Source organism: Streptomyces spinoverrucosus (assembly GCF_006539505.1).
Lineage (GTDB): Bacteria > Actinomycetota > Actinomycetes > Streptomycetales > Streptomycetaceae > Streptomyces > Streptomyces spinoverrucosus.
The window spans coordinates 156,369-182,855 of sequence record NZ_BJND01000025.1; the positions used below are offsets into that span (position 1 = coordinate 156,369).

The 26,487-nt window shown below is 71.9% G+C and carries 27 protein-coding genes; 11 read left to right on the forward strand and 16 right to left on the reverse strand.

Going from position 1 to position 26,487, the window contains the following annotated elements; all coding sequences use genetic code 11:
• Positions 1 to 56: 56 nt before the first annotated feature.
• On the reverse strand, positions 57 to 410 hold the full coding sequence (locus tag SSP24_RS18960; RefSeq protein WP_141310826.1) for a VOC family protein: 354 nt from the start codon (positions 408 to 410) through the stop codon (positions 57 to 59).
• 62 nt (positions 411 to 472) lie between these two features.
• Here SSP24_RS18960 and SSP24_RS18965 point away from each other — a divergent pair, with 62 nt between their 5' ends.
• Entirely contained in the window at positions 473 to 1,342 is an 870-nt protein-coding gene (locus tag SSP24_RS18965; protein WP_141310827.1) for a universal stress protein, read from the forward strand.
• Position 1,343: 1 nt separating this feature from the next.
• Here SSP24_RS18965 and SSP24_RS18970 read toward each other — a convergent pair whose 3' ends face one another.
• From SSP24_RS18970 to SSP24_RS18980, 3 genes are all read right to left on the reverse strand, one after another.
• Entirely contained in the window at positions 1,344 to 2,579 is a 1,236-nt protein-coding gene (locus SSP24_RS18970; RefSeq protein WP_141310828.1) for a DUF4032 domain-containing protein, read from the reverse strand.
• A gap of 9 nt (positions 2,580 to 2,588) precedes the next feature.
• Positions 2,589 to 3,335, reverse strand: a complete 747-nt coding sequence (locus tag SSP24_RS18975) for an MBL fold metallo-hydrolase (protein WP_141310829.1) — start codon at positions 3,333 to 3,335, stop codon at positions 2,589 to 2,591.
• Positions 3,336 to 3,436: 101 nt separating this feature from the next.
• Positions 3,437 to 4,066 (reverse strand): alpha-ketoglutarate-dependent dioxygenase AlkB, encoded by a 630-nt coding sequence (locus SSP24_RS18980; RefSeq protein WP_141310830.1) that lies wholly within the window; start codon positions 4,064 to 4,066, stop codon positions 3,437 to 3,439.
• A 116-nt stretch (positions 4,067 to 4,182) separates the two neighbouring features.
• Here SSP24_RS18980 and SSP24_RS18985 point away from each other — a divergent pair, with 116 nt between their 5' ends.
• Together SSP24_RS18985 and SSP24_RS18990 are read left to right on the forward strand one after the other, a co-directional pair.
• Positions 4,183 to 4,824, forward strand: a complete 642-nt coding sequence (locus SSP24_RS18985; RefSeq protein WP_141310831.1) for a TetR/AcrR family transcriptional regulator — start codon at positions 4,183 to 4,185, stop codon at positions 4,822 to 4,824.
• 20 nt (positions 4,825 to 4,844) lie between these two features.
• Positions 4,845 to 6,518 carry an FAD-binding dehydrogenase gene (locus SSP24_RS18990; RefSeq protein ID WP_141310832.1) on the forward strand — a complete coding sequence of 558 codons (1,674 nt, stop codon included), beginning with the start codon at positions 4,845 to 4,847 and terminating at the stop codon, positions 6,516 to 6,518.
• A gap of 33 nt (positions 6,519 to 6,551) precedes the next feature.
• Here SSP24_RS18990 and SSP24_RS18995 read toward each other — a convergent pair whose 3' ends face one another.
• Positions 6,552 to 6,902, reverse strand: a complete 351-nt coding sequence (locus SSP24_RS18995) for a DUF488 domain-containing protein (RefSeq protein ID WP_141310833.1) — start codon at positions 6,900 to 6,902, stop codon at positions 6,552 to 6,554.
• A 117-nt stretch (positions 6,903 to 7,019) separates the two neighbouring features.
• Between SSP24_RS18995 and SSP24_RS19000 the strand changes: the two genes are divergently transcribed.
• Positions 7,020 to 7,766 carry a hypothetical protein gene (locus SSP24_RS19000; RefSeq protein WP_141310834.1) on the forward strand — a complete coding sequence of 249 codons (747 nt, stop codon included), beginning with the start codon at positions 7,020 to 7,022 and terminating at the stop codon, positions 7,764 to 7,766.
• A 106-nt stretch (positions 7,767 to 7,872) separates the two neighbouring features.
• Positions 7,873 to 8,322, forward strand: coding sequence for a DUF6098 family protein (locus SSP24_RS19005; RefSeq protein ID WP_141310835.1), 450 nt, complete (start codon positions 7,873 to 7,875; stop codon positions 8,320 to 8,322).
• Between the two features lie 59 nt (positions 8,323 to 8,381).
• Here SSP24_RS19005 and SSP24_RS19010 read toward each other — a convergent pair whose 3' ends face one another.
• Positions 8,382 to 9,284, reverse strand: coding sequence for a LysR family transcriptional regulator ArgP (locus SSP24_RS19010; protein WP_229866316.1), 903 nt, complete (start codon positions 9,282 to 9,284; stop codon positions 8,382 to 8,384).
• A gap of 90 nt (positions 9,285 to 9,374) precedes the next feature.
• On the opposite strand from SSP24_RS19010, the gene SSP24_RS19015 reads away from it, so the two are divergent.
• The gene (locus tag SSP24_RS19015; protein WP_141310837.1) at positions 9,375 to 9,989 is read left to right on the forward strand and encodes a LysE/ArgO family amino acid transporter; all 615 of its coding nucleotides are present in this window, start codon (positions 9,375 to 9,377) and stop codon (positions 9,987 to 9,989) included.
• Positions 9,990 to 10,062: 73 nt separating this feature from the next.
• Positions 10,063 to 11,361, forward strand: a complete 1,299-nt coding sequence (locus tag SSP24_RS19020) for an MFS transporter (protein ID WP_141310838.1) — start codon at positions 10,063 to 10,065, stop codon at positions 11,359 to 11,361.
• Between the two features lie 13 nt (positions 11,362 to 11,374).
• On the opposite strand, the gene SSP24_RS19025 is transcribed toward SSP24_RS19020, so the two are convergent.
• The 3 genes from SSP24_RS19025 to SSP24_RS19035 form a co-directional block, all read right to left on the reverse strand.
• Entirely contained in the window at positions 11,375 to 11,833 is a 459-nt protein-coding gene (locus tag SSP24_RS19025; RefSeq protein WP_141310839.1) for a cyclic nucleotide-binding domain-containing protein, read from the reverse strand.
• A 268-nt stretch (positions 11,834 to 12,101) separates the two neighbouring features.
• The gene (locus tag SSP24_RS19030; RefSeq protein WP_141310840.1) at positions 12,102 to 13,574 is read right to left on the reverse strand and encodes an aminotransferase class I/II-fold pyridoxal phosphate-dependent enzyme; all 1,473 of its coding nucleotides are present in this window, start codon (positions 13,572 to 13,574) and stop codon (positions 12,102 to 12,104) included.
• A 53-nt stretch (positions 13,575 to 13,627) separates the two neighbouring features.
• Positions 13,628 to 13,849: a hypothetical protein gene (locus SSP24_RS19035; protein ID WP_141310841.1), complete on the reverse strand. Its 222-nt coding sequence runs from the start codon at positions 13,847 to 13,849 to the stop codon at positions 13,628 to 13,630.
• Between the two features lie 155 nt (positions 13,850 to 14,004).
• Here SSP24_RS19035 and SSP24_RS19040 point away from each other — a divergent pair, with 155 nt between their 5' ends.
• Positions 14,005 to 14,448: an ATP-binding protein gene (locus SSP24_RS19040; protein ID WP_141310842.1), complete on the forward strand. Its 444-nt coding sequence runs from the start codon at positions 14,005 to 14,007 to the stop codon at positions 14,446 to 14,448.
• 184 nt (positions 14,449 to 14,632) lie between these two features.
• The gene (locus SSP24_RS19045) at positions 14,633 to 15,484 is read left to right on the forward strand and encodes a SigB/SigF/SigG family RNA polymerase sigma factor (RefSeq protein ID WP_141310843.1); all 852 of its coding nucleotides are present in this window, start codon (positions 14,633 to 14,635) and stop codon (positions 15,482 to 15,484) included.
• Positions 15,485 to 15,537: 53 nt separating this feature from the next.
• On the opposite strand, the gene SSP24_RS19050 is transcribed toward SSP24_RS19045, so the two are convergent.
• Positions 15,538 to 16,914 (reverse strand): NAD(P)/FAD-dependent oxidoreductase, encoded by a 1,377-nt coding sequence (locus SSP24_RS19050; protein ID WP_141310844.1) that lies wholly within the window; start codon positions 16,912 to 16,914, stop codon positions 15,538 to 15,540.
• 250 nt (positions 16,915 to 17,164) lie between these two features.
• Between SSP24_RS19050 and SSP24_RS19055 the strand changes: the two genes are divergently transcribed.
• Positions 17,165 to 17,536 carry a PRC-barrel domain containing protein gene (locus SSP24_RS19055; RefSeq protein ID WP_141310845.1) on the forward strand — a complete coding sequence of 124 codons (372 nt, stop codon included), beginning with the start codon at positions 17,165 to 17,167 and terminating at the stop codon, positions 17,534 to 17,536.
• Positions 17,537 to 17,551: 15 nt separating this feature from the next.
• Here SSP24_RS19055 and SSP24_RS19060 read toward each other — a convergent pair whose 3' ends face one another.
• Both SSP24_RS19060 and SSP24_RS19065 read right to left on the reverse strand, forming a co-directional pair.
• The gene (locus tag SSP24_RS19060; protein ID WP_141310846.1) at positions 17,552 to 17,986 is read right to left on the reverse strand and encodes an ATP-binding protein; all 435 of its coding nucleotides are present in this window, start codon (positions 17,984 to 17,986) and stop codon (positions 17,552 to 17,554) included.
• A 237-nt stretch (positions 17,987 to 18,223) separates the two neighbouring features.
• Positions 18,224 to 20,128, reverse strand: a complete 1,905-nt coding sequence (locus SSP24_RS19065) for an AMP-dependent synthetase/ligase (RefSeq protein ID WP_141310847.1) — start codon at positions 20,126 to 20,128, stop codon at positions 18,224 to 18,226.
• A 153-nt stretch (positions 20,129 to 20,281) separates the two neighbouring features.
• Between SSP24_RS19065 and SSP24_RS19070 the strand changes: the two genes are divergently transcribed.
• Positions 20,282 to 20,515 (forward strand): DUF6480 family protein, encoded by a 234-nt coding sequence (locus SSP24_RS19070; protein WP_141310848.1) that lies wholly within the window; start codon positions 20,282 to 20,284, stop codon positions 20,513 to 20,515.
• A 489-nt stretch (positions 20,516 to 21,004) separates the two neighbouring features.
• Here the strand turns inward: SSP24_RS19070 and SSP24_RS19075 are convergent, their stop codons facing one another.
• The 4 genes from SSP24_RS19075 to SSP24_RS19090 all read right to left on the reverse strand — a co-directional run.
• On the reverse strand, positions 21,005 to 22,093 hold the full coding sequence (locus tag SSP24_RS19075) for a glutamate--cysteine ligase 2 (protein ID WP_141310849.1): 1,089 nt from the start codon (positions 22,091 to 22,093) through the stop codon (positions 21,005 to 21,007).
• 108 nt (positions 22,094 to 22,201) lie between these two features.
• Complete coding sequence (glgB, locus tag SSP24_RS19080) at positions 22,202 to 24,439, reverse strand: 1,4-alpha-glucan branching enzyme (protein WP_141310850.1); 2,238 nt, start codon at positions 24,437 to 24,439, stop codon at positions 22,202 to 22,204.
• 6 nt (positions 24,440 to 24,445) lie between these two features.
• Positions 24,446 to 25,828, reverse strand: coding sequence for a maltokinase N-terminal cap-like domain-containing protein (locus SSP24_RS19085; RefSeq protein ID WP_141310851.1), 1,383 nt, complete (start codon positions 25,826 to 25,828; stop codon positions 24,446 to 24,448).
• 28 nt (positions 25,829 to 25,856) lie between these two features.
• On the reverse strand, positions 25,857 to 26,487 hold a 631-nt coding region (locus SSP24_RS19090; RefSeq protein ID WP_141310852.1), incomplete at its 5' end, for an alpha-glucosidase C-terminal domain-containing protein.

Here is a 26,487-nt window from a genome sequence, read left to right on the forward strand (position 1 = left end):
TCCGGCTTCGCTCGGGTAAGGAGAATGGCGAGATCCGCTCAATGTGCCGCGACCGCTCAATGGTGCCGGGACCGCAGGACGCAGAACTCGTTGCCCTCCGGGTCCGCGAGCACCACCCACGTCTGCTCACCCTGTCCGACGTCCGCGGGCCGCGCCCCGAGGGCGAGGAGGCGGGTGACCTCGGCCTCTTGGTCGTCGGGGCGGAAGTCGAGGTGGAGGCGGTTCTTGACGGACTTGCCCTCCGGCACCGGCTCGAAGATCATCCCTGGCAGCCGGTCCTTGGCCGGCCGGATCTCGAAGTCCTCGGCCGTATCGTTGATCACCAACCAGCCGAGCGCCTCCGCCCACCAGTTCCCCAGGGCCACCGGATCGGCGGCGTCCACGACTACCTGCTCCCATTCGAGGCTCATGTCGGCAGCTTAGGGAAGACTGTCCGTGACGGATGGTGAACGCGACACGAGGAGGCAGCCGGATGACGCGCCCGATCACCACAGGGGTCGACGGATCGGAGGAGAGCCTCGCCGCACTGGCCTGGGCGGGCCGCGAAGCCGTCCGGCGCGGACTGGCGCTGCGTGTGGTGCACGCCTGGCGGTACGAGCCGCACGAGGCCGTCGACGGCGACCGTCAGACGCAGGCCCAATGGGTGCGGGACGCCGTGGACGCGGGTGTGCGGACCGTCAGCGGGCGGTACGCCGGCCTGGAGGTGACCACCGACATCGTGGAGGGCGACGTCGTCGACGCCCTCACCGCGGCGGCGGCCGAGTCCGAGATGCTGGTGCTGGGCTCGCGCGGGCACGGCCGGGTCGTCGGGTTTCTGCTCGGCTCCGTCGGGCAGCAGGTGATCGCCGAGACGGTCCGCCCGGTCGTCCTGGTGCGGTCCGGGGACCGCGCCGCGACCGAGGTGGACGGCCGCGAGATCGTCGTCGGGCAGGAGGGCGACGCGGACGACAGCGCCGCCGCGCTGCGGTTCGCGTTCGAGACGGCCGCCGCGCGCGGGGCGACGGTGCGGGCGGTGCGGGCCTGGACGCTGCCGCCGGTGTTCGCCTACAGCCCCGGCTCGCTGAAGCTGCTCGACGAGGCGGGCGGGCCCGAGCCGTACGAGATCAAGGCGCTGGCCGAGGCGTTGCAGCCGTGGCGGGAGCGGTTCCCGGACGTGCCGGTGGTGGAGCACGTGGAGATGGGCAGCGCGGGGCAGGTGCTGCTGTCGATGGCCGGGCGCGCCCAGCTGATGGTCGTCGGCCGCCGGGCCCGTCGTACGGCCGTGGGGGCGCGGATCGGCTCGGTGGCGCACGGCGTCCTGCATCACGCGGAGTGCCCCGTGGTGGTCGTACCGCCCGCGTGAGTCACTCGGCCACCGGTGCCTCCAGGGTCTCCCGCGCCCGCGGCAGGATGTTCTCGACGTAGTCCTTGACGGCCGTGTCGAGGCCGATGTCCTGCTGCGCCCGCTCGGACAGGTACCAGCGGTGTTCGAGCAACTGGTGATAGATCTCGGCCGGGTCCACCGCGCCGCGCAGCTCGGGCGGCACGGCGCGCACGGTCGGCCGGAACACCTCCCGCACCCAGCGGTGGGCGAGCACCTCCGGGCGGGCGGCGAGGGGGTCGCCCGGCGCGTAGTCGTCCTGGGTGGCCATCCAGCTCTCCAGGTCGTTCAGCAGCCGCCGGGCCTGGTTCTCCTCGGTGTCCAGCCCGGTCAGCCGCAGCAGCTGCCGCTGGTGGTGACCCGCGTCGACGACCTTCGGCACGAAGGTGACCGTGTCGCCGTTCGAGGAGTGCTCGATCTGCATCTCGGCCACGTCGAAACCGAGGTCGTTCAGGCGGCGTATCCGGCGCTCTATGTAGTGGTACTTGCCCGCCGGGTAGACCGAGGTGCGGGTCAGCTCCCGCCACAGGTCGTGGTAGCGGGCGCAGATCTCCGTGCCGAACTCGATCGGGTCGACCGACGGGTGCAGCGCGCCGGACGCCTCCAGGTCGAGCAGCTCGCCGCTGATGTTGACGCGGGCGAGGTCGAGGTCGTAGTCGCGCTGGCCGTCGCTGAGGCGGGCGTGCAGCTCGCCGGTCTCGGCGTCGACGAGGTAGGCGGCGTAGGCGCCGGCGTCCCGGCGGAACAGGGTGTTGGACAGCGAGCAGTCGCCCCAGGCGAACCCGGCCAGGTGCAGCCGCACCAGCAGCACCGCCAGCGCGTCCATCAGCCGGTGCATGGTCGCCGGGCGCATGGTCGTCTCGAACATCGACCGGTACGGCATCGAGCCGCCCAGGTGCCGGGTGATCAGCACCGACTCCAGCGGGCCGCCGTCCGCGTCCGTGCGGCCGGTGACCACGCCGAGGGCGTCCACCGCGGGGATGCCGAGCCGGTCCAGGTCGCGCAGAAGCTCGTACTCGCGCAGGGCGGGCCGCTGCGCGAGTTCCTTGACGGCGACGACCTCGCCGCCCGCGCGGGCGTAGCGCACCACGTGCCGGGAGATACCGCGGGGCAGCGGCACGAGGTGCTTCTCCGGCCACTCCTCCAGCGGCAGGTGCCACGGCAGCTCCAGCAGGAGTGCGGGGTGCTCCGGGTTGGTGGCGCTGATCTGCAAAGCCATGGCGGGAGCCTAGACGGCCCGTTCCCGTGCCTGGCGGGCGGCGTCCGGTACGGAACCCCGGTGGACCGGCCCGTGCCCGGGCAGCAGGACGTCGGCCGCGAGGCCCTCGATCAGCTCCAGCGAGGCCAAGGCCTGGGCGCGCTCGTGGTGGAACATGTCGGGCAGCAGTTGCGGGCCCTTGATCCGCGAGGTCGCGTGGCCGCTGACCAGGGCGTCACCGGAGATCACGACCCCGGCCCCGGGCAGATGGAACACGGAGTGCCCGGCGGTGTGGCCGGGGGTGTGCACGGGCACCGGACGCCCCGGCAGATCCAGCGGACCCGTCCCCGGGAACGGCTCGGGCGAGGTCACCGGGACGTGCGCGGTGCCGCCCGACCGGATGGCGTGCACCGCCCACGGCAGCACACCCGGACGCCAGCCGTTGCGCAGCACCTGGCCCACGGACACCTGGTGCAGGAACTCCCGGCGGGCGTGCGGCACTTCCGCCTCGTGCAGATACACCGGCGTGCCGTAGGTCTCGCGCAGATACTCCGCCGAGCCCAGGTGGTCGTTGTGGGCGTGGGTGATCAGCACCGCGGCGACCGCCTCCGGTGAGCTCCCCACCGCCGCGAGGGAGTCGAGGAGCTGCTGCCGGTCCCCGAGGTACCCGGTGTCGACCAGGGTGACGGCGTCCCCGTCCTTGAGGATCACCCAGTTCGTGTTGCTGCCGTGCACCAGATAGGTGCCGTCGGCGACTTGCTGCACATCCGCCCGCATGATCGTCCCGCATGGTGAGGTCCGCGCCCGACGACAGACAGCAAAGCAGATCACGAAAACCGGTTCGCCGGAGGGTCGGAGCGCAATCGGGGAGACCGGCTTCAGTTCACGCCGTGCGGGCGGAACTGGATGCTGATCCGCGGTCCCGTCGCGCGCGTGGACTTCGGTACGCAGTGCTCCCACGTCCGCTGGCAGGAGCCGCCCATCACGATCAGGTCGCCGTGCCCGAGCGGGCGCCGGACGGTCCCGCCGCGGCCGTGCATGGGACGCAGCAGCAGGTCACGGGGTGCTCCCACGGAGAGGATCGCGACCATCGTGTCCTCGCGGGCACCGCGCCCGATCCGGTCGCCGTGCCAGGCGACGCTGTCCCGGCCGTCGCGGTAGAAGCACAGACCCGCCGTGGCGAACGGCTCGCCCAGCTCGTCGGCGTAGTGCGCGGACAGCGCGTCGCGCGCCTCGGCCAGTACCGGGTGCGGCAGCGGGTCGTCCGCGCCGTAGTACGCCAGCAGCCGAGGTACGTCGACGACGTGGTCGTACATCGTGCGGCGCTCGGCCCGCCACGGCACCTCGGTCGCCAGCTGTTCGAACAGCACGTCGGCCCCGCTCAGCCACCCCGGCAGTACGTCGATCCAGGCGCCGGAGCCGAGCGTGATACGGCGCAGCCCGTCGAGCGGGCCGAGCCGGACGTCGTCGGTCTGGTCGAAGAGCGAGCCCTGGAGGTGCGTGGCCATGACCTCAGCGTACCTCTGATTCGAATGTGTGTTCCATAGGAGCGTAGGGCGTGTGACTCCACCCTTTGGATACATTCCTGTATCGGATACATTCGCGTATCGAACGGAGGTCGGACATGGAGCGAACAGCCGCGCGGGTGACCAGGCGCCGCGTCCGCACGCGCGCCAACCTCCTGGACGCCGCCTTCGAGGTGTTCGCGGCCAAGGGCTTCGGGCGGGTGTCGATCGAGGAGGTCTGCGAGGCCGCCGGGTACAGCCGGGGCGCCTTCTACTCCAACTTCGCCAGCCAGGACGAGCTGTTCTTCGCCCTCTACCGGCAGCGGGCCGACCTGATCGCCGAGCAGGTCTCCGGGGCGCTCGCCCAGGACGGACCGGACCTCGACGTGCCCGCCGCCGTCGACCGGGTCACCGAGGTGCTGCTCCTCGACCTGGACTGGCTGCTGGTGAAGACCGACTTCCTGGTGCACGCGGCCCGTGACCCTGCCGTTGCACAGTCCCTGCTGGAGCACCGGGCCCGGTTGCGCGGCGCGATCGCCGAACGGCTCGCCCGGGCCGTCCCGAGCCACACCGAACTGCCCGCCGTACTGGGCGACATCGACTCCGCCGCCCACGCGGTCGTCGCCGCGTACGACGGGGTCACCACCCAACTGCTGCTGGACAAGGACGTCGAGCACGCGCGCGCGTGGCTCAAGCAGCTGCTCACCGCGCTGCTGACCGACGGCAGCGGCAAGCACGACCGAGTCGTACGAACGCCGTAGGAGAAAGGGAACTTCTCGCCATGGACGCTGACGTCATAGTCGTCGGAGCCGGTCTCGCGGGTCTGGTCGCCGCGCACGAACTCACCAGCCGGGGCCGCCGCGTCGCGCTGGTCGACCAGGAGAACGCCGCCAACCTCGGCGGACAGGCGTTCTGGTCCTTCGGCGGGTTGTTCCTCGTCGACACGCCGGAGCAGCGGAGGCTCGGCGTCAAGGACTCCTTCGACCTCGCCTGGAACGACTGGCAGGGCAGCGCCGGGTTCGACCGGCTGGACGACGAGGACTCCTGGGCGGTGCGCTGGGCACGGGCCTACGTCGAGTTCGCGGCGGGGGAGAAGCGGTCCTGGCTGGAGGGGCACGGCATCAAGTTCCTGCCCACGGTCGGCTGGGCCGAGCGCGGCGATCTGCGCGCCCACGGACACGGCAACTCCGTGCCCCGCTTCCACATCGCCTGGGGCACGGGCACGGGGGTCGTGGAGCCGTTCGTGCGGTACGCCAGGCAGGCCGCCCGGGACGGGTTGCTGACCTTCCACCACCGCCACCGGGTCGACCGGCTCGTCATCGAGGACGGCGCCGCCCGCGGCGTACACGGCACCGTGCTGGCCGACGACAACTCCCCGCGCGGCGTCGCCTCCAACCGGGACGCCATCGGCGACTTCGAACTCACCGCCCAGGCGGTGATCGTCACCACCGGCGGCATCGGCGCCAACCACGACATCGTCCGCCGCTACTGGCCCGAACGGCTCGGCACCCCGCCCGCCGAGATGGTCACCGGCGTCCCCGCCTACGTCGACGGCCGCATGCTCGACATCAGCGCCGAGGCGGGCGTACGGCTGGTCAACCGCGACCGCATGTGGCACTACACCGAGGGCCTCCAGAACTGGGACACGATCTGGCCCGGCCACGGCATCCGCATCCTGCCCGGCCCGTCCTCGATGTGGTTCGACGCCCTCGGCCGCCGACTGCCCGACCCCTGCCTGCCCGGCTACGACACCCTCAACACGCTCAAGTACCTGCGCACCACCGAGGACATCGCCGGTCACGACCACTCCTGGTTCATCCTCACCCAGCGGATCATCGAGAAGGAGTTCGCGCTCTCGGGCTCCGAGCAGAATCCCGACATCACCGCCAAGGACCGCAAGGCGTTCCTGCGTGAACGCGTGCTCGGCAAGGGTGCGCCCGGCCCGGTGGCGGCGTTCCTGCGCAACGGCGCCGACTTCGTGACCGCCCCCACCGTCGAACAGCTCGTCGAGAAGATGAACGGCCTGACCGACAAGCCGCTCCTCGACGCCGAGGTGATACGACGTCAGATCGAGGCCCGCGACCTTCAGATCACCAACCCCTACAGCAAGGACGCCCAGGTGCAGGGCATCCGCAACGCCCGCCGCTACATCGGCGACCGCCTCGGCCGCGTCGCCACCCCGCACCGCATCCTCGACCCGGCGGCAGGCCCCCTGATCGGCGTCAAGCTGCACGTGCTGACCCGCAAGACGCTCGGCGGCATCCAGACCGACCTCGACTCCCGCGCCCTGGGCGTCGACGGGCAGCCCGTCGACGGGCTGTACGCGGCGGGCGAGGTGGCCGGCTTCGGCGGGGGCGGCGTGCACGGCTACAACGCGCTGGAGGGCACCTTCCTCGGCGGCTGCCTGTTCTCGGGCCGTGCGGCGGGGCGGGCGGCGGCCCGGCAGACCGGCTGAGACCGGCTCAGGCCCGCCTCCTCAGGACTTTCCTCAGGACTGAAGGAGGCGGGCCAGCACCGCCGCGTGGCCCTGCTCCAGGTTCTTCGAGGCGGTCACCAGTGTCACGGTGCCCTTGGCCGCCAACTCGCGTACGCGGTCCACGAGTTCGGCCGCCTCGGGCTCGGCCAGCTCCGCCTCGTACCGGCGCGCGAACTCCTCGTACGACCCCTCGCCCGCGTGATACCAGCGGCGCAGCTCGGTGGACGGCGTGAGCCCCTTGGGCCACTCGTCCACGCGGGCCGCGTCCTTGGCCAGGCCGCGCGGCCACAGCCGGTCGACCAGGACCCGCGTGCCGTCCTCGGACTCCGGCGGTTCGTAGACTCGGCGGACACGGACACTCATGCGGGAAGCCTTTCGAAGTTTCGAATGGGGAGAGGTGTGACGGGAGCGTACGCCGGGCGAGTGGATGCAGCCGTGGAACCCGACGGGTTCCTCACCTGTGTCGGCCAAGGTCGACACATGATCAGACGCACCTGCCGGTTCCTGCTGCCCGCCGCCGCCCTGCTGCTGACGGCGTGCGGTGCCCAGGGCACGGACGCGGCACCCGCGCGCGGGCCCGTCGCTTCCGCCGAGGCCAAGGCGCCCGGGCCCGGCCCCGAGCAGTCCCTCGTGACGGCCCCGCGGCAGCTGCCCGGGCTCGGCCCCGCAACCCGGGCCCAGGTGCCCGCCGACGCACGTCAGGCCGTGGTGGTGACCGGCCGTGGCAGGAACTCCGCGGTGTCCGACGTCGTCCTGTACGAACGCACCGTGGCCGGCTGGCAGGCGCGCAGGAGTTGGCCCGCGCACAACGCGCTGCGCGGCTGGACCGACCACCACCGGCTCGGTGACCTGCGCTCACCCATCGGCGTCTACACCCTCACCGACGCAGGCGGGCTGCTTCCCGACCCCGGGACCCGGCTGCCGTACGACCACTCGACCGGGTTCACGGCGACCGGTTCCGGCTTCGAGGGCGAGCCGCTGGCCGGCTCCTTCGACTACGTGGTCGCCATCGACTACAACCGCGAGCCCGGCACCTCGCCCCTCGACTGGACGCGGCCGCTCGGCCCCGAGCGCGGCGGCGGCGTCTGGTTCCACGTCGACCACGGCGGGCCCACCCAGGCCTGCGTCAGCCTCAGCCGGACCCACATGAAGGAGCTGCTGCGGGCGCTGGACTCCGACCGGCACCCCGTGGTCGTCATGGGGGACGCCGCCGCACTGGCCCGCTGAGCACCTGGCGACCGGTCGGCGCGCAGGCAACCGGACGCCGCTCGTCCGATTCCGCTCGCCCCGTTCGGGTACTTCGGTCGCCGGACGCCGAGGAGGGAGGCCCGCCATGAGCGCACCGGACGACCTGCCGGTCGTACACACCCTCGCCGAACTCGTCGGGCTGGTCGAGCGGCACCAGGGCCTGTACGTCCGCTGGTCACGCGGCCCCGAGGCCGATCTCCCGTCGGTCTCCAGCACCGACGACCTGACGGGCGTACCGATGACGGGCCTGTCGGCCAATCCGCTGGACGTCGAGGAGTGGTGGGAGGGGCGGCCGGTGGAGCTGTGGGTGGCACGGAGGCTGTACGACTACGCCCATCTGCCGCACGACAAGGGGCCCGGCGTCCGCCCCTGGGTGCTGAAGGGGCGGGAGCGGGGGCGCGGGCCGGACAACGAGCCGCTGGTGGCGGACGTGCAGCCGATGCGCTGGGTGGAGGACCGGGTCATCGAGGAGGCCCGGGCGGAGGTGAAACGGCAGGAGAACACCTGGGGGCCGCTGCGGCGGACGGGGAGGTGATCCCCGGGCCGCGTTCGGCGTATTGGGTCCGGTCCTCGCCGCTCTCACCCGCCCGACCGTCACCCCGTACGCAGTGCTTGCGCGGCCGCCGCCGTCACCGCCTGCGCCACCGCCGCCAGCGCGGGCGAGTCCAGCTTCCACTGCTGCCAGTACAGCGGCACGTCCACGGCCCGGTCGGGCGCCAGGTGGACCAGGCGGCCCGAGGCCAGCAGCGGCTCGGCCTGAACCTCCGGGACCACGCCCCAGCCGAGGCCCGCGGCGACGGCCTCCACGAAGCCGTCCGAGGTGGGCACGAAGTGCCGTACCGCGCTCGCGCCGCCGCTGCCGCGTCGCAGCCTGCGGACGAACGCGTCCTGCAGGTCGTCCCGCCGGTCGAAGACCACGACCGGCGCGTCCGGGAGTCTGTCGTGCAGCGGTCCGTCCAGATGCCGCTCGGCGAAGTCGGGGCGGGCCGCGGCGACGTACCGCATGATGCCCAGCGCCCGCACCGAGCAGCCCGGCACGGGCACCGACGACGATGTGACCGCGGCCATCACCAGGCCCTCGCGCAGCAGTGCCGCCGTGTGGTCCTGGTCCTCGCGGCGCAGTTCGAAGCAGAGCCGCAGCTCCTCGGGGACCCGGGTGAGCGCGGGGAGGAACCAGGTCGCCAGCGAGTCGGAGTTCACCGCGACGGACACCCGGGTCGCCTCACCGGCACCGCTCATCCCGAGGTCGGCGCGCGCGTCCAGCTCCAGCCGGGCCAGCTGACGCGCCAGCCGCACCACGACCTCGCCGGACTCCGTCGGCCGTACCGGCTTGGTCCGCATCAGCAGAATCCGCCCGGTGCGCTGCTCCAGGGCCTTGACCCGCTGACTGACCGCGGACGGAGTCACGTGCAGTGCGGCGGCGGCCGCTTCGAAGGTGCCCTCGTCGACAACCGCCAGCAGGGTCCGCACCTGGTCGAGAGGAAGCTCCGTCATCACCGTGCCCATTCCGTCGGCATTTACCTGCGCTAAGGGTACGTAAGAATCTTTAGCTGTACCTACGGTGATCGTCTCCGTAGCGTCGATGGCATGTCCCAGGCTCTCTCCGCCGCGGCCGCCGGATTCGGCACCGGCCTCTCGCTCATCGTCGCCATCGGCGCCCAGAACGCCTTCGTCCTGCGTCAGGGGGTCCGCCGGGAGGCGGTCCTCGCCGTGGTCGGCATCTGCGCGCTCTCCGACGCCGCCCTGATCGCCCTCGGTGTGGGCGGTGTCGGCGCGGTGGTGGTGGCCTGGCCGGGCGCGCTGACCGTGGTGGGCTGGATCGGCGGCGCCTTCCTGCTCTGTTACGGCGCCCTGGCCGCCCGGCGGGTCGTGAAACCCCAGGGGGTGCTGCGAACGGAGGGGGACAGTGCCGGGTCGCGTCGGCGGGCGGTGCTCACCTGTCTGGCGATGACCTGGCTCAACCCGCACGTCTACCTGGACACCGTCTTCCTGCTGGGCTCGCTCGCCGCCGACCAGGGCGCGCTGCGCTGGACGTTCGGGATCGGCGCCGCTACGGCCAGCCTTTGCTGGTTCGCCGCGCTCGGCTTCGGCGCCCGGCTGCTCGGCCGCTGGCTGACCAAACCGGCCGCCTGGCGGGTGCTGGACGGACTGGTCGCGGCGACCATGATCGCCCTCGGGGTCATGCTCATCGCCGGGAGCTGAGCCCAGGCACTTCCCAAGGGCCTGCGATAGTGATCCCCGGTTCCGATAGATGTAACGAGCAACCGGGAAGCGCGTGGACACGAGCGAGAGCAGCACCGAGCACCCCACAGAGGATCCCGCCCCCGCCAGACCGCCCCGGCGCGGCTGGCGGCGCTGGGCGATGGACACCCGCCCCCTGCGCCGCCCGGCCTACCGCAGGCTGTGGGCCTCGACCGTCGTCACGGCCGTCGGCAGCCAGCTGACGGCGGTCGCCGTGCCCAAGCAGATCTACGACATCACCGGCTCCTCGGCCTGGGTCGGCTACGCGAGTCTCGCCGGTCTGTTGCCGCTGGTGGTGTTCGCGCTGTGGGGCGGTGCGGTCGCCGACAGCATGGACCGCCGCAAGCTGCTGCTGATCACCAACAGCGGCATAGCCGTCACCTCGGTGCTGTTCTGGCTCCAGGCCGCCACCGGCCTCGAATCGGTCGCCGTCCTCATGGTGCTGCTCGCCGCCCAGCAGGCCTTCTTCGGTCTGAACGCCCCGGCCCGCAGCGCCTCCATGGCCCGGCTGGTCCCCGAGCACGAACTGGCCGCCGCCAATGCTCTCGGCTCGACCGTCATGCAGACCGGCCTCGTCGCCGGTCCGCTGCTCGCCGGTGCCCTCATCCCGGTCATCGGCCTGCCCGAGCTGTATCTGATCGACGCCCTCGCGCTGTGCGTCGCCGTCTGGGCGGTGCTGCGGCTGCCCGCGCTGCCGCCGCTCGTGGCCACGGTGACGCGGCGCGCCGGGGTACGGGAGGTCGCGGCGGGCTTCCGCTACATCGCGTTGCACAAGGTGCTGCTGCTGTCCTTCCTCGCCGACATCGTGGCGATGGTCCTCGGCATGCCCCGCGCCCTGTTCCCGCAACTCGCCGCGCAGACGTACGCCCCCTACGGCGAGGGACTCGCCCTCGGTCTACTGTTCGCGGCAATCCCGATCGGCGCGGTGGCGGGCGGACTGTTCTCCGGCACCTTCTCGCGGGCGCGGCGGCACGGCTGGATGGTGATCGGCGCGGTCGTCGCCTGGGGCGTCGCCATCACCGGCTTCGGGCTGAGCGCCAGTCTCTGGGTCGCCGTGGCTTTCCTGGCCGCCGCCGGTGTCGCCGACATGGTCTCGATGGTATTCCGCGGTGCGATCCTGCTGTCCGCCGCCACCGACGAGATGCGCGGCCGGATGCAGGGCGTCTTCACGGTCGTCGTCGCGGGCGGCCCCCGGCTCGCCGACGTCCTGCACGGCACGGCCGGCTCGGCCTTCGGCGCGCGCACGGCCGTCGTGGGCGGCGGCGTCCTGGTCGTCGCCGTGATGCTGACCCTGGCCGCGGCGGCACCGGAACTGCGGCGGTATCGCGTCTGAGTCGCCGTGGTGCCTAGCGGCTGCCGCCGCGCCGGTGCATCGTGTACTGCTCCATCAGCTGGCCGCGGGTCATCTCCAGCCGGTAGGCGAGGATCTCGGCGACGATCCGGACCAGCGACATGCCGAGCTGTGGGTCCTGCTCGCACAGTGCGAGCACCGGCCGCGCCTCGAACTCGTAGGCGCGCACGGGGCTGAAGGCCTCCGCACCGAAGTCCCACTGGTGCGGCGGGAACAGCCACGACCAGCCCAGCAGATCGCCCGCACCGAGGCTGGCCACGGTCACCCGCTGTACGGACGTCACCTGCTGGTCGAGGGAGACCGCGCCCGAGCGGATCACCCAGAAGCGGTCGGCCGTGCCGCCCGCCTCGAAGATCCGGCTGTCCTCGGGGAAGGACACCTCCCGTGCCAGCGTCATCAGGCGCTCTCGCTGCGGCGGAGGCAGGGCGGTCAGCAGTTTGGTCGCTCTGGTCATGGCGCAACGCTCCTCGCCGGCGGTGGGACCCGGTGCTGTTCCTATGCCCATTTCAGCGGCTCGGGCCGCACGGAGCACGTCGGCGGCATGGAGAAGCCCTGGCTGGACGGGGGAAGCCAGCCAGGGCCGTTGGGGGTGGTGTACGGAGGAGGAGGCCATCGACCCCGCCACCACGCATGTATGAACGATAAACCATCTGGAGGTGTGTTACCCACCCGTAGGCCGGTCACGTGACCTGTTTCACTTCGTCGTCCTCGCGACTGTGAGGTCATCGCTCCGCCACCACCCTGACAGTCTCCAGCCGAGGGTCGCTGGGGTCGGGGAGGTTCATCCCGGCCGCCAGGCCGGTGCGCAGATAGCGCAGCACCGGCTCGTTGAGCCGTTCGCCGGGCAGTACGGCCGGGATGCCCGGCGGATACGGCGTGATCATCTCGGCGGCGACCCGCCCGGCCGCCGCGGACACGGGCACGTCCTGCGTCGGGCCGAAGAACGCGTCCCGCGGCAGGCTCACCTGCGCCAGACGCAGCTCGGACGGCGGCGGTACGTCGACGCGCCCGGCCGGGCCCAGGTCGGGCGCGGCGGTCGTCAGGTCCTTGAGCGCGGCGAGCAGTTCGCCGGTCGTCTCCGGGTCGTCCCCGTGCGTGAGCTGCGCGCCGATGCGGCGGTGGTCGGTCAGATGCGCCTCGATGTCCCGGTGCTCGCGCAGCCAGTCCGCGGCCTGAAACCCGGTGATCCCGAGCCCGTCGACGTCGATGACGACGGGCAGCGGGTCGAAGTCATCGGCCAGGCCCGGCCCGCAGAAGTCGGCGCGGTCGTTGACGTGCAGCCCGTCGATCGCCTCGACGGCGGCCCGGACGTCCGCCGCGAGGTCCAGGGCGGCGCCCATGAGGTCCCACCCGCGGAGCGCCATCTGGCGGCGCCAGCCGTCCAGTCCGGCGTAGATCAGCACCGACGGGCTGGTCGTGCTGAGCAGCCCGGCGCGCAGCTTCAGCAGTTCGGGCGGCACCAGCTCGCCCTGCAGATGGAACACCGAGCCCTGTTCCAGGCCGCTGCCCATCTTGTGGATGCTCGTCACACAGATGTCGGCGCCCGCGTCCATCGCCCAGGACGGCAGATCCGGATGGAACGGCAGATGCGCGCCCCACGCCTCGTCCACGATCAGCGGGACCGAGCGCCGGTGACAGACCGCCGCGATCGCCCGCAGGTCCGCGCAACCGCCGTACGGCGTCGGACTGGTGACCAGCGCACCCTTGGCATCCGGATGTTCGGCGAAGGTTTCGGCGAACTCCTCGGCGGACGGCGGATGCGCCAGATGCCGCTCCGCGTCCCAGCGGGGCTCGACCCACACCGGTTCGATCCCGGACAGGATCAGGCCGGACACCACGGACTTGTGGGCGTCCCGCCCGATCAGCAGCTTCTCGTGCGGACCGGCGACGGCCAGCATCGCCGCCTTCACGGACAGGGAACTGCCGCACGTCGTGAAGAAGGTGTGGTCGGCGTGCACCGCGTCGGCCATCAGCTCCTCGGCCCGCGCCAGCACCCGGCCCCGGCTCAGCCGGTCGTCCAGACCGCCCGACGCCAGCACGTCACCGAGGAACACCGCGTCCCCCAGCACATCGCGCACGGCGGGGTCGGCGCCGCGGGCCTGCTTGTGCCCGGGCGGGGTGAACGACAACCGCCCCGTACGGCGGTACTCGGCGAGGGCTTCCAGCACGGGTGCTCTGGTGTGATCGACGGACATGGGGGGACGGGTTCCCGGCACCCCGGCCGCCAATCCGGCCGCCCGGTGACCGGTCAGCCCACCTCGGCGTGCCGGCCGGGCGTCAGGATCTCGTCCAGCACCCTGAGCACCGCCTCGTACGCCAGCCGCCGTACCGCAGCCTCGCGGGCTCCGGCCGGGTCGGTCGGCTCCAGGGCCTCACTGCGCGCCCGCCACGCGCGTTCCTCCTGTTCCGCGCACGCCCGGCCGCGCTGGATGCGCCGCAACAGCTCGTCTGAGTCCACGACATCGGTCATGTTCTCCACCTACCCCCGTGTCCGGCATCGATGGCCGGGGCGCGGGTTTGGTGTGGCCCAAGGGGGTGAGCCGACTAATACGGGCAGCGCCGGACAGAGCCGTTTCTTTCCACTCAGTGGTTGCTCCACGAGTCGATCAGTCAGGGAGCTGAGAAGTGAGCGCGCAACAGTGGACCGCACCCGAAGGTGAACCGGCAGGACAGGTCCGGCCCGGCCGAAGTGGAGTGTGCCGTCCGGCCGATGTCCGCCGGGCGGTGCGGCACGCGGTGGCGGGGCGATGCCGGGCCACCGGCACCCCCTGCGACGAGGAAGGGCTCTCGGACGCGCTCCTCGTCGCCTCGGAACTGACCACCAACGCCATCCTGCACGGCGGTGGCGTCACCGGCGTCGACGTCGATGTCGTCGGGCACGAGGTGCGGGTCTCCGTGAGCGACCGCAGCGACCGGCTGCCGGTGGTCGTCGCGCCGGTCGACGAGGAGGGGCGACGGCGGACCGGAGGACGCGGCTGGCCGATCGTCTGCCGGCTGGCGTGCGACGTCCAGGTGGCCGACCTGCCCACGGGCGGCAAGCGCATCACCGCGGCGGTACCCGTTTTCTGAGCGACCTTCGGATGCCCGGAGTTTGTTCCTCCGACGCCAGGGCAGACGCAGTTTCGTGCTTCGGACCGGAGGCGCGCCAGCGGGGAGCGGTATGCGCTCCGGGTCCTCCGGATGACCGGGGCCGGCACCCTTCCCGCGGACAGTCCCTGAAGTCCCTGAAAAGACAGTTCAGGAGCGATTCCGCATGCTCATCGACATGTCGACAAGCCGTCCCGGCACGCCCGACTCCGCCGCCCCGCCCGCGCCCGCCCGGCGGCGCCACGACGACGCACCCGAGACCGCCGACCTCTTCGCCCGTCTGCACGCCCTGGAGGACGGGGCCGAGCGCGACACCGTGCGGGACGAACTCGTCACCGCGTGGCTGCCCATGGCCCACCGCATCGCCGGCCGGTTCCGAGACCGGGGCGAGTCCCTGGAGGACCTCCGCCAGGTCGCGGCACTCGGGCTGGTCAAGGCGATCGACCGGTACGACCCCTCCCGCGGCGCCTTCGAGAGCTACGCGGTGCCCACCATCACCGGGGAGGTCAAGCGGCACTTCCGGGACCGGATGTGGGCGCTGCGCGTGCCGCGCCGGGTCCAGGAACTGCGCAACAAGGTGCGGCTGGCCCGCCGGGAACTGACCCAGAACCCGGGCGCGCCGGAGCCCACCGTCGCCGACATGGCCGCGCACACGGGGCTGACCGAGGACGAGGTGAGCACGGGCGTGGAGGCGCTGGAGAGCTTCAGCACACTGTCGCTGGACGCCGAGCTCTCCTCCGACGACGACGGATACAGCCTCGCGGACACCCTCGGCGCACCGGACGGCTCGTACGACGTGGTGGTCGACCGCGAGTCCGCCAAGCAGAGCCTGCGCAACCTGCCGGAGCGTGAGCGGGCCATCCTCTACATGCGCTTCTTCGAGGACATGACGCAGAGCCGCATCGCCGACCGGCTCGGCATCTCCCAGATGCACGTCTCCCGCCTCATCAGCCGCAGCTGCGCCCGCGTCCGCGACGAGGCCCTCGGCCACCGCCCGCCCGGCTCCGCAGCGGCCTGACGGGCCCCGTCGGGGGTGGCGGGGGGACAGTGCAAGAACCTCCGACCCCCCCGTCACCCCTGCGCCGGCCCCGCCCCCTCCACATGGGCCCGGACCTGCTCCGGCGTCAGGTACGAGTCCGTGTACTCGGAGTCCTTGAGTTTCGCCGGTCGGCGGGCCTGGAAGCCGGTGCGGACGAAATCGTCGCCGGCCACCGCGTTGAGCAGCCAGTTGGTCATGACGCGGGTCTTGGCGACGTTGGTGCGCAGCGCCCCCCAGTGGTAGCCGCGGGCGACGGCCTGGGCCGGCAGACCGTGCAGTTCGACGCCGAGGGGCTTGGACACCGCGTCGCGGCCGCCGAGGTCGACGACCAGGCCGAGGTCCTTGTGGACGTACGGCTGCATCGGCTGGTTCCGCAGCGTCGCGATGACGTTGTCGGCGACCCTCTTGCCCTGCCGCATCGCGTGCTGCGCCGTCGGCGGGCAGATCGCCCCCTCCTCGCCCTTGGCCTGGTCGGGCACCGCCGCGGCGTCGCCCACCGCGAACACCCCGTCGTTGCCCGGCAGGTTCATCTCGGCGGTGACCGCGAGCCGCCCCCGCACCGTCTCCGCGCCCAGCGTGGCGATGAGCGGGCTGGCGACGACGCCCGCCGTCCAGATCAGCGTGCGCGTGGGCACCACCCGGCCGTCCGTGAAGGTCACCTCGTGCGGGCCCGCCTGCTTGATCGACACGCCGAGCGAGACCTCAATACCGCGCCGGCGCAGCACTTCCTGCGCGCTGCGCCCCAGCTTCTCGCCCAGTTCGGGCATCAGCTTGGGCGCGATGTCGATCAGATGCCACCTGATCAGGCGCGGATCCAGCCGGGGATAGCGCTTGACTGCGCTGTGCGTCAGGCGCTGCAGACAGGCCGCCGTCTCCGTGCCCGCGTAGCCCCCGCCCACCACGACGAACTGCAGCCGCGAGGTCCGCTCGCCCGGGTCGTGGCTGGCGTCGGCGAGGTCCAGCTGCGAGATGACGTGATCGCGGATGTAGGCGGCCTCGGCCAGCGTCTTCATCCCGAAGGCGTTGTCGACGAGCCCCGGGATGTCGAACGTCCGCGTGACGCTCCCCGGCGCCAGCACGATGTAGTCGTACTGCTCATTGACGATCTCGTCGGTGATCGTGCGGATCACGCAGACCTTGGCCTTCAGATCGACGCCGATCGCCCCGCCGGGGATGATCCGCGTGCGGTACTTGCGGCTGCGGCGCAGGGACAGCGCGATCGACTGCGGCGTGAGCACACCGGAGGCGACCTGGGGGAGCAGCGGAAGATACAGCTGGTAGGAGTACGGCGTCACCAGAGTGACCGAGGCCTCGTCGGGGGCGAGGCGGCGCTCCAGCCGCCGAACGCACCCCACTCCCGCGAAGCCCGCGCCCACCACCAGGATCCTGGGTCGTGTCACGATGTCCATCCCTTCCGCGGTTCCGGGCGGTCTGCCTCGAAGCCATGCGTGCCCCTGGATCGTGGCTTCGCACCTCATCGATCCCACCGTGCCGGGAGCCGCCCCGCCAGTCGGACGCGGCAGGCAGACGAACGGGTGGACCACCAGCATGCACGCCCCGGCCGCGATCCGGGACGGCCGGACTGCGTCGATCAATCCGCTGGGGGTAGTTGGTGCTGTGGAACACCGGCGTGAACGACGTGAAGGAGGAGTCATCAGCGTGACCATCGACAGAATCTGGTCGTACGCACCGGGCACCGGCCATGTCGAGGGCCAGGACCTCACGGGGTTCACCGTCGACGGCACGGACGGCACGCTCGGGCACGTGGACCGGCTGGCCGACCCGCACGGCATGAGCCATCTGGTCGTGGACACGGGCGTGTGGGTGTTCGGCAGGAGTGTCCTGGTCCCGGTGGGCCTGGTCACCGGCATCGACACCGAGCACCGTACGGTCTCGCTGGCCTGCACCAAGTCGGAGGTCAAGGCGGCCCCGCGCTTTCGCACCGACAGCGAGACCCTCGACCCGCACTATCTGACGACGGTCGGTGACTACTACACCAACCTGCCGCCGCGCGAGCCGAGTACCGCCTGACATCGTCGTTGAGCCTCACCAGGGCAGGAACACATGGATGTCCTTGCCGTGATCGTCGCTCACCACGCTGACCTGGTCGCACAACGTCTGGATCAGATGCCACCCGATGCCGCCACCGCCGGTGTTGGGGTGGAAGGGCCGGGGTGCAGGCGGCGTGCTGCTGGTGTCGTGGACGGTGATGTGCACCCCGTCGTAGGTCCGCCGTATCCGCAGGTGGAAGGGGCCGGGCGCGTACTGGACCGCGTTCGCGGCCAGCTCCGTGACGACCAGCAGGATGTCGTGCCAGGACTCCGGGGTCGCGGGCGGCGCGGAGCGGGCCAGGTCACGGAGGAAATCCTCCGCGGCCAGGCGTGCACCGGTCACGTCCTGAGGCGCACCGGCGAAGCCGGCCGTGCGGCTCGGGATTCCTTGGCCAGCCAGTGTTTCGTCCCAACGCGGCTCGGTTGCCATCTCGCCTTTCCAGCCCCTCGTGCGCAAGGCTGAGCCTGTGTCTGACGGGGTCGCACTCTGCGGGTTCCCGTAGCCGTGGGGCCTACGCGTCTCTCCGCCCCGGAGTACCCGATTCGCCGGGGGCGAGCCCTTGCCCGCGCGAACGCCGGACCGCTTCCCGGAGCAGGCGGCGACACCGCGAGCGCAAAGAGAATTCGCGCGCCGAAAGTCCCTCCAAGCGGCGGCCGGCCGGGCGGCTCATCGGAACACGTTGTCCGAGTCGTCCCACCCGGCCGGTTCCTCCGGCGCGGCGAGCCGGGGCGGGCGTGAGCGTGCCTCGTACATGGCGTCGATCTCCGCGGCGTAGTGCCGCACGATCGCGTCCCGCCGTAGCTTCATCGACGGCGTCAGCAGCCCGTTCGTCACGTCGAACGGCTCGGGGAGCACCCGGAACACCCTGATCGACTCCGAGCGCGACACTGCGCTGTTGGCCGCGGCGACCGCCCGCGCGACCTCCTCGCGCAGCGCGTTCTCCTCGCGGGCCTCGCGGACCGGCGCGTCGCCCGGCAACGCCAGGGCCGCCCGCCAGTGCGCCAGGAACTCCGGGTCCAGGGTGATCAGGGCACCCACGCAGGGCCGGTCGTCACCCACGACCACCGCCTGGTGGATCAGGGGATGCATCCGCAGCCGCTGCTCCAGCGCGGACGGGGCGACGCTCTTGCCGCTGCTGGTGATGATGATGTCCTTCTTGCGGCCGGTGATCGTCAGGTAGCCCTCGGAGTCCAGCCGCCCCAGGTCCCCGGTGGCCAGCCAGCCACCCCACAGCGCGGCCCGCGTCGCCGCCTCGTCGTTGATGTAGCCCTGGAACACCGAGGGCCCGCGCACCAGGATCTCCCCGTCCTGCGCGAGACGGATCTCCGTGCCCGGCAACGCCTGCCCGACCGTCCCGGACTTCTCCCGGCCCAGCGGCTGCATGGTCACGCCGCCGCAGGTCTCGGTGAGGCCGTAGCCGTCGTGTACGTAGATGCCGATGCCCTCGTAGAAGAGGGACAGTTCGCGGTGGAGCGGCGAGCCGCCCGAGGTTCCCCGGCAGACCTGGCCGCCCAGCGCGGCCCGCAGCCGGCGGTACACCGTCCGCTCGTACAGCGCGTGTTGCAGCCGCAGCTCGAACCCGGGCCCCGAACCCCGGCCGAGCCGCTGCCGCTCGGTGGCCGCGGCGAACGCCCGCGCGGTCTCCGCGGCCCGCTCGAACAGGGCGCCGCGGCCTGCCTGCTGGGCCGCCCGCAGGAAGTTCTTGTAGAGCTTCTCGAAGACCGACGGCACGGCGTAGAAGTACGTCGGGCGGAAGGAGCGCAGCGCCGACGCCAGCGCCTCCTGGCCGAGGTTCGGCTCGTGGGCCATCAGCAGCCCGCCGCGGATGCACAGGCCCTGGATCATCAGGCCGTAAGCATGGGAGAACGGCAGGAAGGCGAGGACCCGGCCCTGCTCGCCGGGCGGCGCCGCCGTGTGACGCCAGCCTGCCAGCAGGGTGTCGCACGGGCTCGCGAGAGCCCGGTGGCTCAGCGCGCAGCCCAGGGGGCGGCCCGACGTGCCCGAGGTGTAGGCGATGACGGCGGTGGAGTCCGGCAGCACGATGCGGCGCAGCGAGTCGACCGTGAGCGCCGGGAGGAACTCGGCGCGCTCCGCCAGCTCCTGAAGCGACCCCGCGTCCAGCTGCCAGACGTGTCGCAGCGCGGGCAGCCGCGCGCAGACGGGGCCGACGGTCATCACGCCCTGCTCGTCCTCGACGACCACGGCCACGCAGTTGGCGTCCCGGAGGATCCACTCGACCTGGTCGCGTGACGCCGTCGGATAGATCGGCACGACCTCAGCGCCCACCGCCCAGAGCGCGTAGCTGAGGATGGTCCACTCGTAGCGGGTACGGGCCATGATCGCCACGCGGTGGCCCGGTGTGATGCCCGAGGCGACCAGCCCCTTGGCCAGGTCGACCACTTCGTCGCGCAGCTCGATCGCCGTGACCTCCTCCCATTCGGTCGCGGAGGGGTCGGGGCGGCGCGCGATCAACGGCAGGGTCGGGTTGTCCGCCGCCGTCTCGAAGAGGCTGTCGGCGAGCCCGCCGGTCATGGAGGCGACGGTGGGGGGAGCGAGTGCGAAGTCGCGCATGCGCTGCTCCTGACGTGTACGGGCTGTGACCTCGCCGACGAGAACTGTTAGCGACGGTGGCGAATCTAGCCCAGGTCAGACCCTTTCGTGCCGGGATCCGAGAACTGGCCCTCTGCCTTGATGATCTCGGCGCGTTCGGGGGACTCGGACGGCATGAGTCACACCAATCCCGATCCCGAACCCGACCGCTCGACAGGGCTGGAACCGGGCGGCTCCGTACCCCCTGGAGAGACCCCGCCCGCGGAGAGCAGCATGCCGGGAGCCCTGCCCCGGGAGACGCACAACCCGCCCAAGGGCTGGGCCAAGGCACCGCTGACGCTGATCATCGTCGTCGCCGTACTGGTCGCGGCCTTCTTCCTGGCGTACGGCCTGATGCTGATGCTGTAGCGGCCCACGGCCCCATGACGCCACCTCAGCACCTGGCGTCACACCCGACGCCCGGCGTCACCAGGGGCTCGGCGTCGCCTCCGGCGTCTGGCGTCGGCCCGGGGCTCGGCGTCGGCCCGGGGCTCGGCGTCGCCTCCGGCGTCTGGCGTCGGCCCGGGGCTCGGCGTCGCCTCCGGTCTGGCGTCAGCCCGGAGTTCGGCGTCGCCTCCGGCGTCTGGCGTCAGCCCGGGGCTCGGCGTCAGTGCGGCGCTCGGCGTCGCCTCTGGCGCTCGACGTCAGTCCGGCGCGCGCCCTCGGCGCCTGGCGTCAGCCTGGCGCGCGGCGTCACTTCCGAGTCCGGCGTCAGCCTGGCGCTCGGCGTGACCTCCGACGTCCGGCGTCAGTCCGGCGCGCGGCGTCGCCCCCGATGTCCGGCGTCAGTCCGGCGCACGGCGTCGCCCCCGACGCCTGGCGTCAGCCCGGCGCTCGGCGTCACCTCGGCGCGCGGCCTCACCCCTGGGTGTGTCGCGCGCACTGCAGGACGACGTCCCGCAGGCTTCCCGTCCGGGCCAGCAGCTCCCGCTGCACCCGCGCCCCGTTGCCGCGCCGCAGTAGCTCGGCGCAGGAGTCCTGCGCCCGGGCCAGGTCCCCGTTGTCCTTGAGCGCGTCTCCGACGTGGTCCAGCAGGGCCCGTACGACCGTCTCCGCGGGCGCCGGCCGCATCACCGCCGGGTGCAGCAGCTCACCGGTGAGCCCCGAGCGGGCCGCCCGCCAGGCGGCGAGACGCAGCACGCTCACGCTGTGCTCGGCCGGCCCCCGGCTCGCCCGCCACTCACGCGAGGCCGTCTCGACCAGCCCGCGGACGAGGGTCGCGATGAGGACGGCGGTGTCCGCGTGCAGACAGACGTCCGCGACCCGGACCTCGACGGTGGGGTAGTTCCGGGACAGCCGGGCGTCGAAGTAGACCATGGCCTCGTCGAGGAGCGTCCCGGTGGCCATCATGTCCGCGACCCGCCGGCGATACCGCTCGGCCGAGCCGAACAGCTCGGTCGGCCCGGCCGACGGCCACCGCTGCCACACCCGGCTGCGGTAACTGCTGTAACTGGTGTCCTTGCCCTGCCAGTAGGGCGAGTTGGCGCTCAGCGCCGACAGCACCGCCAGCCAGGGCCGCACCCGGTCGACGACCGCGACGCCCTCCTCGTCGGACTCGACCGCCACATGGACATGGCAACCGAGGACGAGCTGCTCCTGCGTGGCGATCCCGTACTCGTGCGCCATCCACTGGTAGCGGTAGTGCGCGCCGACCGCGGGCTTGACCGGCAGCGGTGACGTGGCCAGCGCCGCCACCGAGCAGCCGATCTCCCCGGCGTTGCGCGCCGCCTCCTCTCGGCAGCGGACGATCTCCGCGCCCAGGTCCGCCATGTCCGTCTGCGGATGCGTGTTGAACTCCAGCATCTGCTCGTGGAGTTCCTTCTCGAAGACGAAACCGTCGGCATGGTCGTGCGCGGCACGCGCCAGCACGGCGGCCGACCGCGCCCGCGGTTCCCCGCTCTCCGGGTCCACCAGGAGGAGCTCCTCCTCCACTCCGACGGTGCGCACGTCATGCGGCCTTTCTTCGACCTTCTTACGACGGCTTCAGGCCCGTCGTACGTCTCCGAATGCCCCTGGAAGGCCACTCGGACACCTGAAGGCCGTGAGCGGCCGCCGTCAGGCCGGGCGCAGCCAGACCGTGGCCAGCGGCGGCAGGGTCAGCCGGATACTCGCGGGACGGCCGTGCGACTCCTGCGCCTCGGCCTTGACCGGGTCGGGGTGGGTGATGTCGCCGCCGCCGTACCGCAAGGCGTCGGTGTTGAGGATCTCCTGCCAGGCCGGGACGTCGTCGGGGACGCCGATGCGGTAGTCGTGCCGGACGGCGGGGGAGAAGTGGGAGATCGCCAGCAGGGGGCTGCCCTGCTCGTCGTACCGCAGGAAGGCGAAGACGTTGTCGTCGGCCGCGTCGCACTCCACCCACTGGAAACCGCCCGGGTCGGTGTCGCGTTGCCAGAGCGCCGGCGTGGCCAGGTAGCGGGCGTTGAGGTCGCGGAGCAGGTCCTGCACCCCGCGATGATCGCCCGCGGCGAAGTGGCCGGGGTCGAGCAGCCACCACTCGGGGCCGTGCTCCTGGGACCACTCGCCGCCCTGGGCGAACTCCTGCCCCATGAACAGCAGCTGCTTGCCCGGGTGGGCCCACATGAAGCCGAGGTACGCGCGGTGGTTGGCGCGGCGCTGCCACCAGTCGCCGGGCATCTTGGTGACCAGCGCCTGCTTGCCGTGGACGACCTCGTCGTGCGAGATGGGCAGCACGTAGTTCTCGCTGTAGGCGTAGATCATCGAGAAGGTCATCTCGTGGTGATGGTACTTGCGGTGGATCGGCTCCTTGCTCATGTATTCGAGCGAGTCGTGCATCCAGCCCATGTTCCACTTCAGCCCGAAGCCCAGGCCGCCGCTGTCGGTCGGCCGGGTCACCCCGCCCCAGGCCGTGGACTCCTCGGCGATCGTCACGACACCGGGCGCCCGCCGGTACACCGTCGCGTTCATCTCCTGCAGGAACGCCACCGCGTCCAGGTCCTCCCGCCCGCCATGGACGTTCGGCGTCCACTGGCCGGAGTCCCGCGAGTAGTCCAGGTAGAGCATCGAGGCGACGGCGTCCACGCGCAGCCCGTCGATGTGGAACTCCTCGCACCAGTACACCGCGTTGGCGACCAGGAAGTTGCGCACCTCGGTGCGCCCGAAGTCGAACTCGTACGTCCCCCAGTCCGGATGCTCCGCCCGCTGCGCGTTCCCGGGCTCGTACAGCGCGTCCCCGTCGAACCGGGCCAGCGCCCAGTCGTCCTTCGGGAAGTGCGCCGGCACCCAGTCCATGATCACGCCGATCCCGGCCCGGTGGCAGGCATCCACGAAGTACCGGAAGTCGTCCGGGGTGCCGAGCCGGGCCGTCGGCGCGTAGAAGCCGGTGACCTGGTAGCCCCAGGAGCCGCCGAAGGGGTGCTCGGCGACCGGCATCAGCTCGACGTGCGTGAAGCCGAGGTCCTTGACATACGCTGGGAGTTCCTCGGCGAGTTGACGGTACGTCAGCCCAGGGCGCCACGACGGAAGATGGACCTCGTACACCGAGAACGGCGCCTGGTGCACCGGCCTGTCCCCACGGTGCGCCATCCACTCCTGGTCGCCCCACTCGTAGTGTGAGGCCGTCACGATCGACGCCGTGTCCGGGGGCACCTCCGCGCGGCGTGCCATCGGGTCGGCCTTCAGGAACCGGTGGCCGTACCGTGAGGTGATCTCGAACTTGTACCGGGTGCCCTCCCCGATGCCCGGCAGGAACAGCTCCCACACCCCGGAGGCACCCAGCGACCGCATCGGGAACGCCGTCCCGTCCCAGTAGCAGAAGTCCCCGGCGACCCGCACCCCGCGCGCGTTCGGCGCCCACACCGTGAACCGGGTACCGGTCACGCCCTGATGCGTCATCGGCTCGGCGCCCAGCGCCTGCCACAGCTGCTCGTGCCGACCCTCCCTGATCAGATGCAGATCGAGCTCACCGAGGGCGGGCAGGAATCGGTACGGGTCATGGACCTCGTACTCGTCCTCCCCGTACGCCACCAGCAGCGTGTACTCGGGGATCGTCTTCATCGGCAGTACGGCCGAGAAGAGGCCGTCGCCCTCCGATGTGAGCGCGACCCGCTTCCCCTCGGCCAGCACGCTCACCGCGCTCGCGAACGGCCGGAGCGCCCGCACGGCGATCCCGCCGGGGACGGGATGCGCGCCGAGCAGGGCGTGCGGGTCGTGATGCGCGCCCGCCAGCAGGCGCTCCCGGTCTGCCGGGTCCAGCTCGGGCGCGCTCGCGCCGGGCGTTCGAGCCGACGGGAGCGGGCCGGGGCCTTTCGGGGATGAGATGTCGCGCAGCGCCACGGCTTTTCAGTCTCCTCTCACGGCGAGTCGTTCGATCGCCGCCATGGGTACGGGGAGCCAGTCCGGGCGGTGCCTGGCCTCGTACAGTGCCTCGTACACCGCCCGATCCGTCTCATAAGCACGCAGCAGGCCGTGCTTCTTACGGGGATCCCAGCCCGCCCGGGCCGCATAGCCCGCGCAGTAGGCCTCCCGGCAGCGGCGCGCCCACTGCGGGCGCCAGGGCCGGCGCTGCCGGGCCGCGTAGTCGAAGGAGCGCAGCATGCCCGCGATGTCCCGGACGGGGGACTGGGCGCTGCGCCGTTCGGCGAGCGGACGGGACGGCTCGCCCTCGAAGTCGATCACGAACCACTCGCGGCCCGCCCGCAGCACCTGCCCCAGATGCAGATCGCCGTGAATGCGCTGGGCCGGCGGCCCGGCGTCGCACGTCAGCAGCGCGCTGAACGCCGACCGCAGCCCGGGCACGAACGGCCTCAGCGCCGGAACGCTGTGCGCGGCGGCGTCCAGGCGTTCGGTCATCGCCGCCGCCATACGCCCGTTCTCGCACCGCCCGCCGGCGGCGAACGCCGCGGCCAGCGCCAGGTGCACCTCGGCCGTGGCCCGCCCCAGCGCACGCGCCTCGGCGGTGAAGTCGCTGCCGGTGGCGAGCGCGTGCAGGGCGAGGGTCCAGCCGTCGGAGGCGTTGCGCAGGAAGGGCTGGAGCACCCCGAGCGTGGCCTCCTGCGGCTGGGTGGTGTGGAACCAGGCCACGGGCGCGGGCACCCGGTCGCAGCCCTGTCCGGCCAGCGCGCCCGGCACTTCGAGGTCGGGGTTGATGCCGGGCTGGATGCGCCGGAATACCTTCAGGATGAACTCGTCGCCGTACACCAGCGAGGAGTTCGACTGCTCGGCGTCCAGCACCCGCGGCACCAGTCCGGCCGGGACCGGCTTGGCCGGGTCGGCCTCGAAGCGCAGCGGCCCGGCGGTGCCCGGGTGCCGCAGACGTTCCAGCAGCAGTTGCGCCGAACGGAGGTCCTGAAGGGCGTCGTAGACCGTCATCCCCGCCAGCGGGCCGTCCTGCGCCTGGCCGATCAGGGCCCGGCCCAGGCGCGGCGACGGATGCTCCCGGACGCCGAGGAACAGCTGGTAGCAGTCCCCGGGCGGGGGAGTGCCCCAGGGGGAGGGCACCCCGGCGAGAGCGGTGTGCCCGCCCGCGTGACCGGCGTGCACCAGCAGATGCAGACAGCCCGGGAACAGCTCCGTCAGCGACAGCAGGCGCAGGTCCGTGACGGGCCGGTCCTTGCCGGCGAACCAGCGCTGCCGGGGCAGCCACTCGCGCAGCAGCCCGTCGAGTGAGGACATGGACGCGGTGAGCCCACTGTCGCTCGGCAGGAGGGATGCGGTCTTCGTCATGGTGACGCCTCCTTTCGTCGGCGCACGCTCACAGTCGTCGGCCGATACGAGATGCGACTCGGACGAGCCGGAACCAGTAGAAGCCGTGACCCCCCAGGGTCAGCAGATACGGCAGCTCACCGATGGCGGGGAACCGCACCCCGCCGAACAGCTCGACCGGATGCCGGCCGGCGAACTCGCGCAGGTCCAGCTCGGTCGGCTGGGCGAACCGGGCGAAGTTGCTGACGCACAGCACCAGGTCGTCCTCGTATTCACGCAGGAAGGCGAGCACCGCGGGGTTCGACGACTGCAGTTCGGTGTATGAGCCGAGTCCGAAGGCGGGGTTCTGCTTGCGGATCTCGATCATCCGGCGGGTCCAGTGCAGCAGCGACGACGGGGACGCCATGGACGCCTCGACGTTGGTGACCTGGTAGCCGTAGACCGGGTCCATGATGGTCGGGAGGGTGAGCCGGCCGGGGTCGCAGGTGGAGAAGCCCGCGTTGCGGTCCGGCGTCCACTGCATCGGGGTGCGCACGGCGTCCCGGTCGCCGAGCCAGATGTTGTCGCCCATGCCGATCTCGTCGCCGTAGTAGAGGATCGGGCTGCCGGGGAGGGACAGCAGCAGGGCGGTGAACAGCTCGATCGTGTGACGGTCGTTGTCCAGGAGCGGGGCGAGGCGT

Bases quoted from the DNA above. Each gene is read 5' to 3' on its own strand.
- SSP24_RS18960 (WP_141310826.1), bottom strand. From the start codon at position 410: ATGAGCCTCGAATGGGAGCAGGTAGTCGTGGACGCCGCCGATCCGGTG.
- SSP24_RS18965 (WP_141310827.1), top strand. From the start codon at position 473: ATGACGCGCCCGATCACCACAGGGGTCGACGGATCGGAGGAGAGCCTC.
- SSP24_RS18970 (WP_141310828.1), bottom strand. From the start codon at position 2,579: ATGGCTTTGCAGATCAGCGCCACCAACCCGGAGCACCCCGCACTCCTG.
- SSP24_RS18975 (WP_141310829.1), bottom strand. From the start codon at position 3,335: ATGCGGGCGGATGTGCAGCAAGTCGCCGACGGCACCTATCTGGTGCAC.
- SSP24_RS18980 (WP_141310830.1), bottom strand. From the start codon at position 4,066: ATGGCCACGCACCTCCAGGGCTCGCTCTTCGACCAGACCGACGACGTC.
- SSP24_RS18985 (WP_141310831.1), top strand. From the start codon at position 4,183: ATGGAGCGAACAGCCGCGCGGGTGACCAGGCGCCGCGTCCGCACGCGC.
- SSP24_RS18990 (WP_141310832.1), top strand. From the start codon at position 4,845: ATGGACGCTGACGTCATAGTCGTCGGAGCCGGTCTCGCGGGTCTGGTC.
- SSP24_RS18995 (WP_141310833.1), bottom strand. From the start codon at position 6,902: ATGAGTGTCCGTGTCCGCCGAGTCTACGAACCGCCGGAGTCCGAGGAC.
- SSP24_RS19000 (WP_141310834.1), top strand. From the start codon at position 7,020: ATGATCAGACGCACCTGCCGGTTCCTGCTGCCCGCCGCCGCCCTGCTG.
- SSP24_RS19005 (WP_141310835.1), top strand. From the start codon at position 7,873: ATGAGCGCACCGGACGACCTGCCGGTCGTACACACCCTCGCCGAACTC.
- SSP24_RS19015 (WP_141310837.1), top strand. From the start codon at position 9,375: ATGTCCCAGGCTCTCTCCGCCGCGGCCGCCGGATTCGGCACCGGCCTC.
- SSP24_RS19025 (WP_141310839.1), bottom strand. From the start codon at position 11,833: ATGACCAGAGCGACCAAACTGCTGACCGCCCTGCCTCCGCCGCAGCGA.
- SSP24_RS19030 (WP_141310840.1), bottom strand. From the start codon at position 13,574: ATGTCCGTCGATCACACCAGAGCACCCGTGCTGGAAGCCCTCGCCGAG.
- SSP24_RS19035 (WP_141310841.1), bottom strand. From the start codon at position 13,849: ATGACCGATGTCGTGGACTCAGACGAGCTGTTGCGGCGCATCCAGCGC.
- SSP24_RS19045 (WP_141310843.1), top strand. From the start codon at position 14,633: ATGCTCATCGACATGTCGACAAGCCGTCCCGGCACGCCCGACTCCGCC.
- SSP24_RS19050 (WP_141310844.1), bottom strand. From the start codon at position 16,914: ATGGACATCGTGACACGACCCAGGATCCTGGTGGTGGGCGCGGGCTTC.
- SSP24_RS19060 (WP_141310846.1), bottom strand. From the start codon at position 17,986: ATGGCAACCGAGCCGCGTTGGGACGAAACACTGGCTGGCCAAGGAATC.
- SSP24_RS19065 (WP_141310847.1), bottom strand. From the start codon at position 20,128: ATGCGCGACTTCGCACTCGCTCCCCCCACCGTCGCCTCCATGACCGGC.
- SSP24_RS19070 (WP_141310848.1), top strand. From the start codon at position 20,282: ATGAGTCACACCAATCCCGATCCCGAACCCGACCGCTCGACAGGGCTG.
- SSP24_RS19085 (WP_141310851.1), bottom strand. From the start codon at position 25,828: ATGACGAAGACCGCATCCCTCCTGCCGAGCGACAGTGGGCTCACCGCG.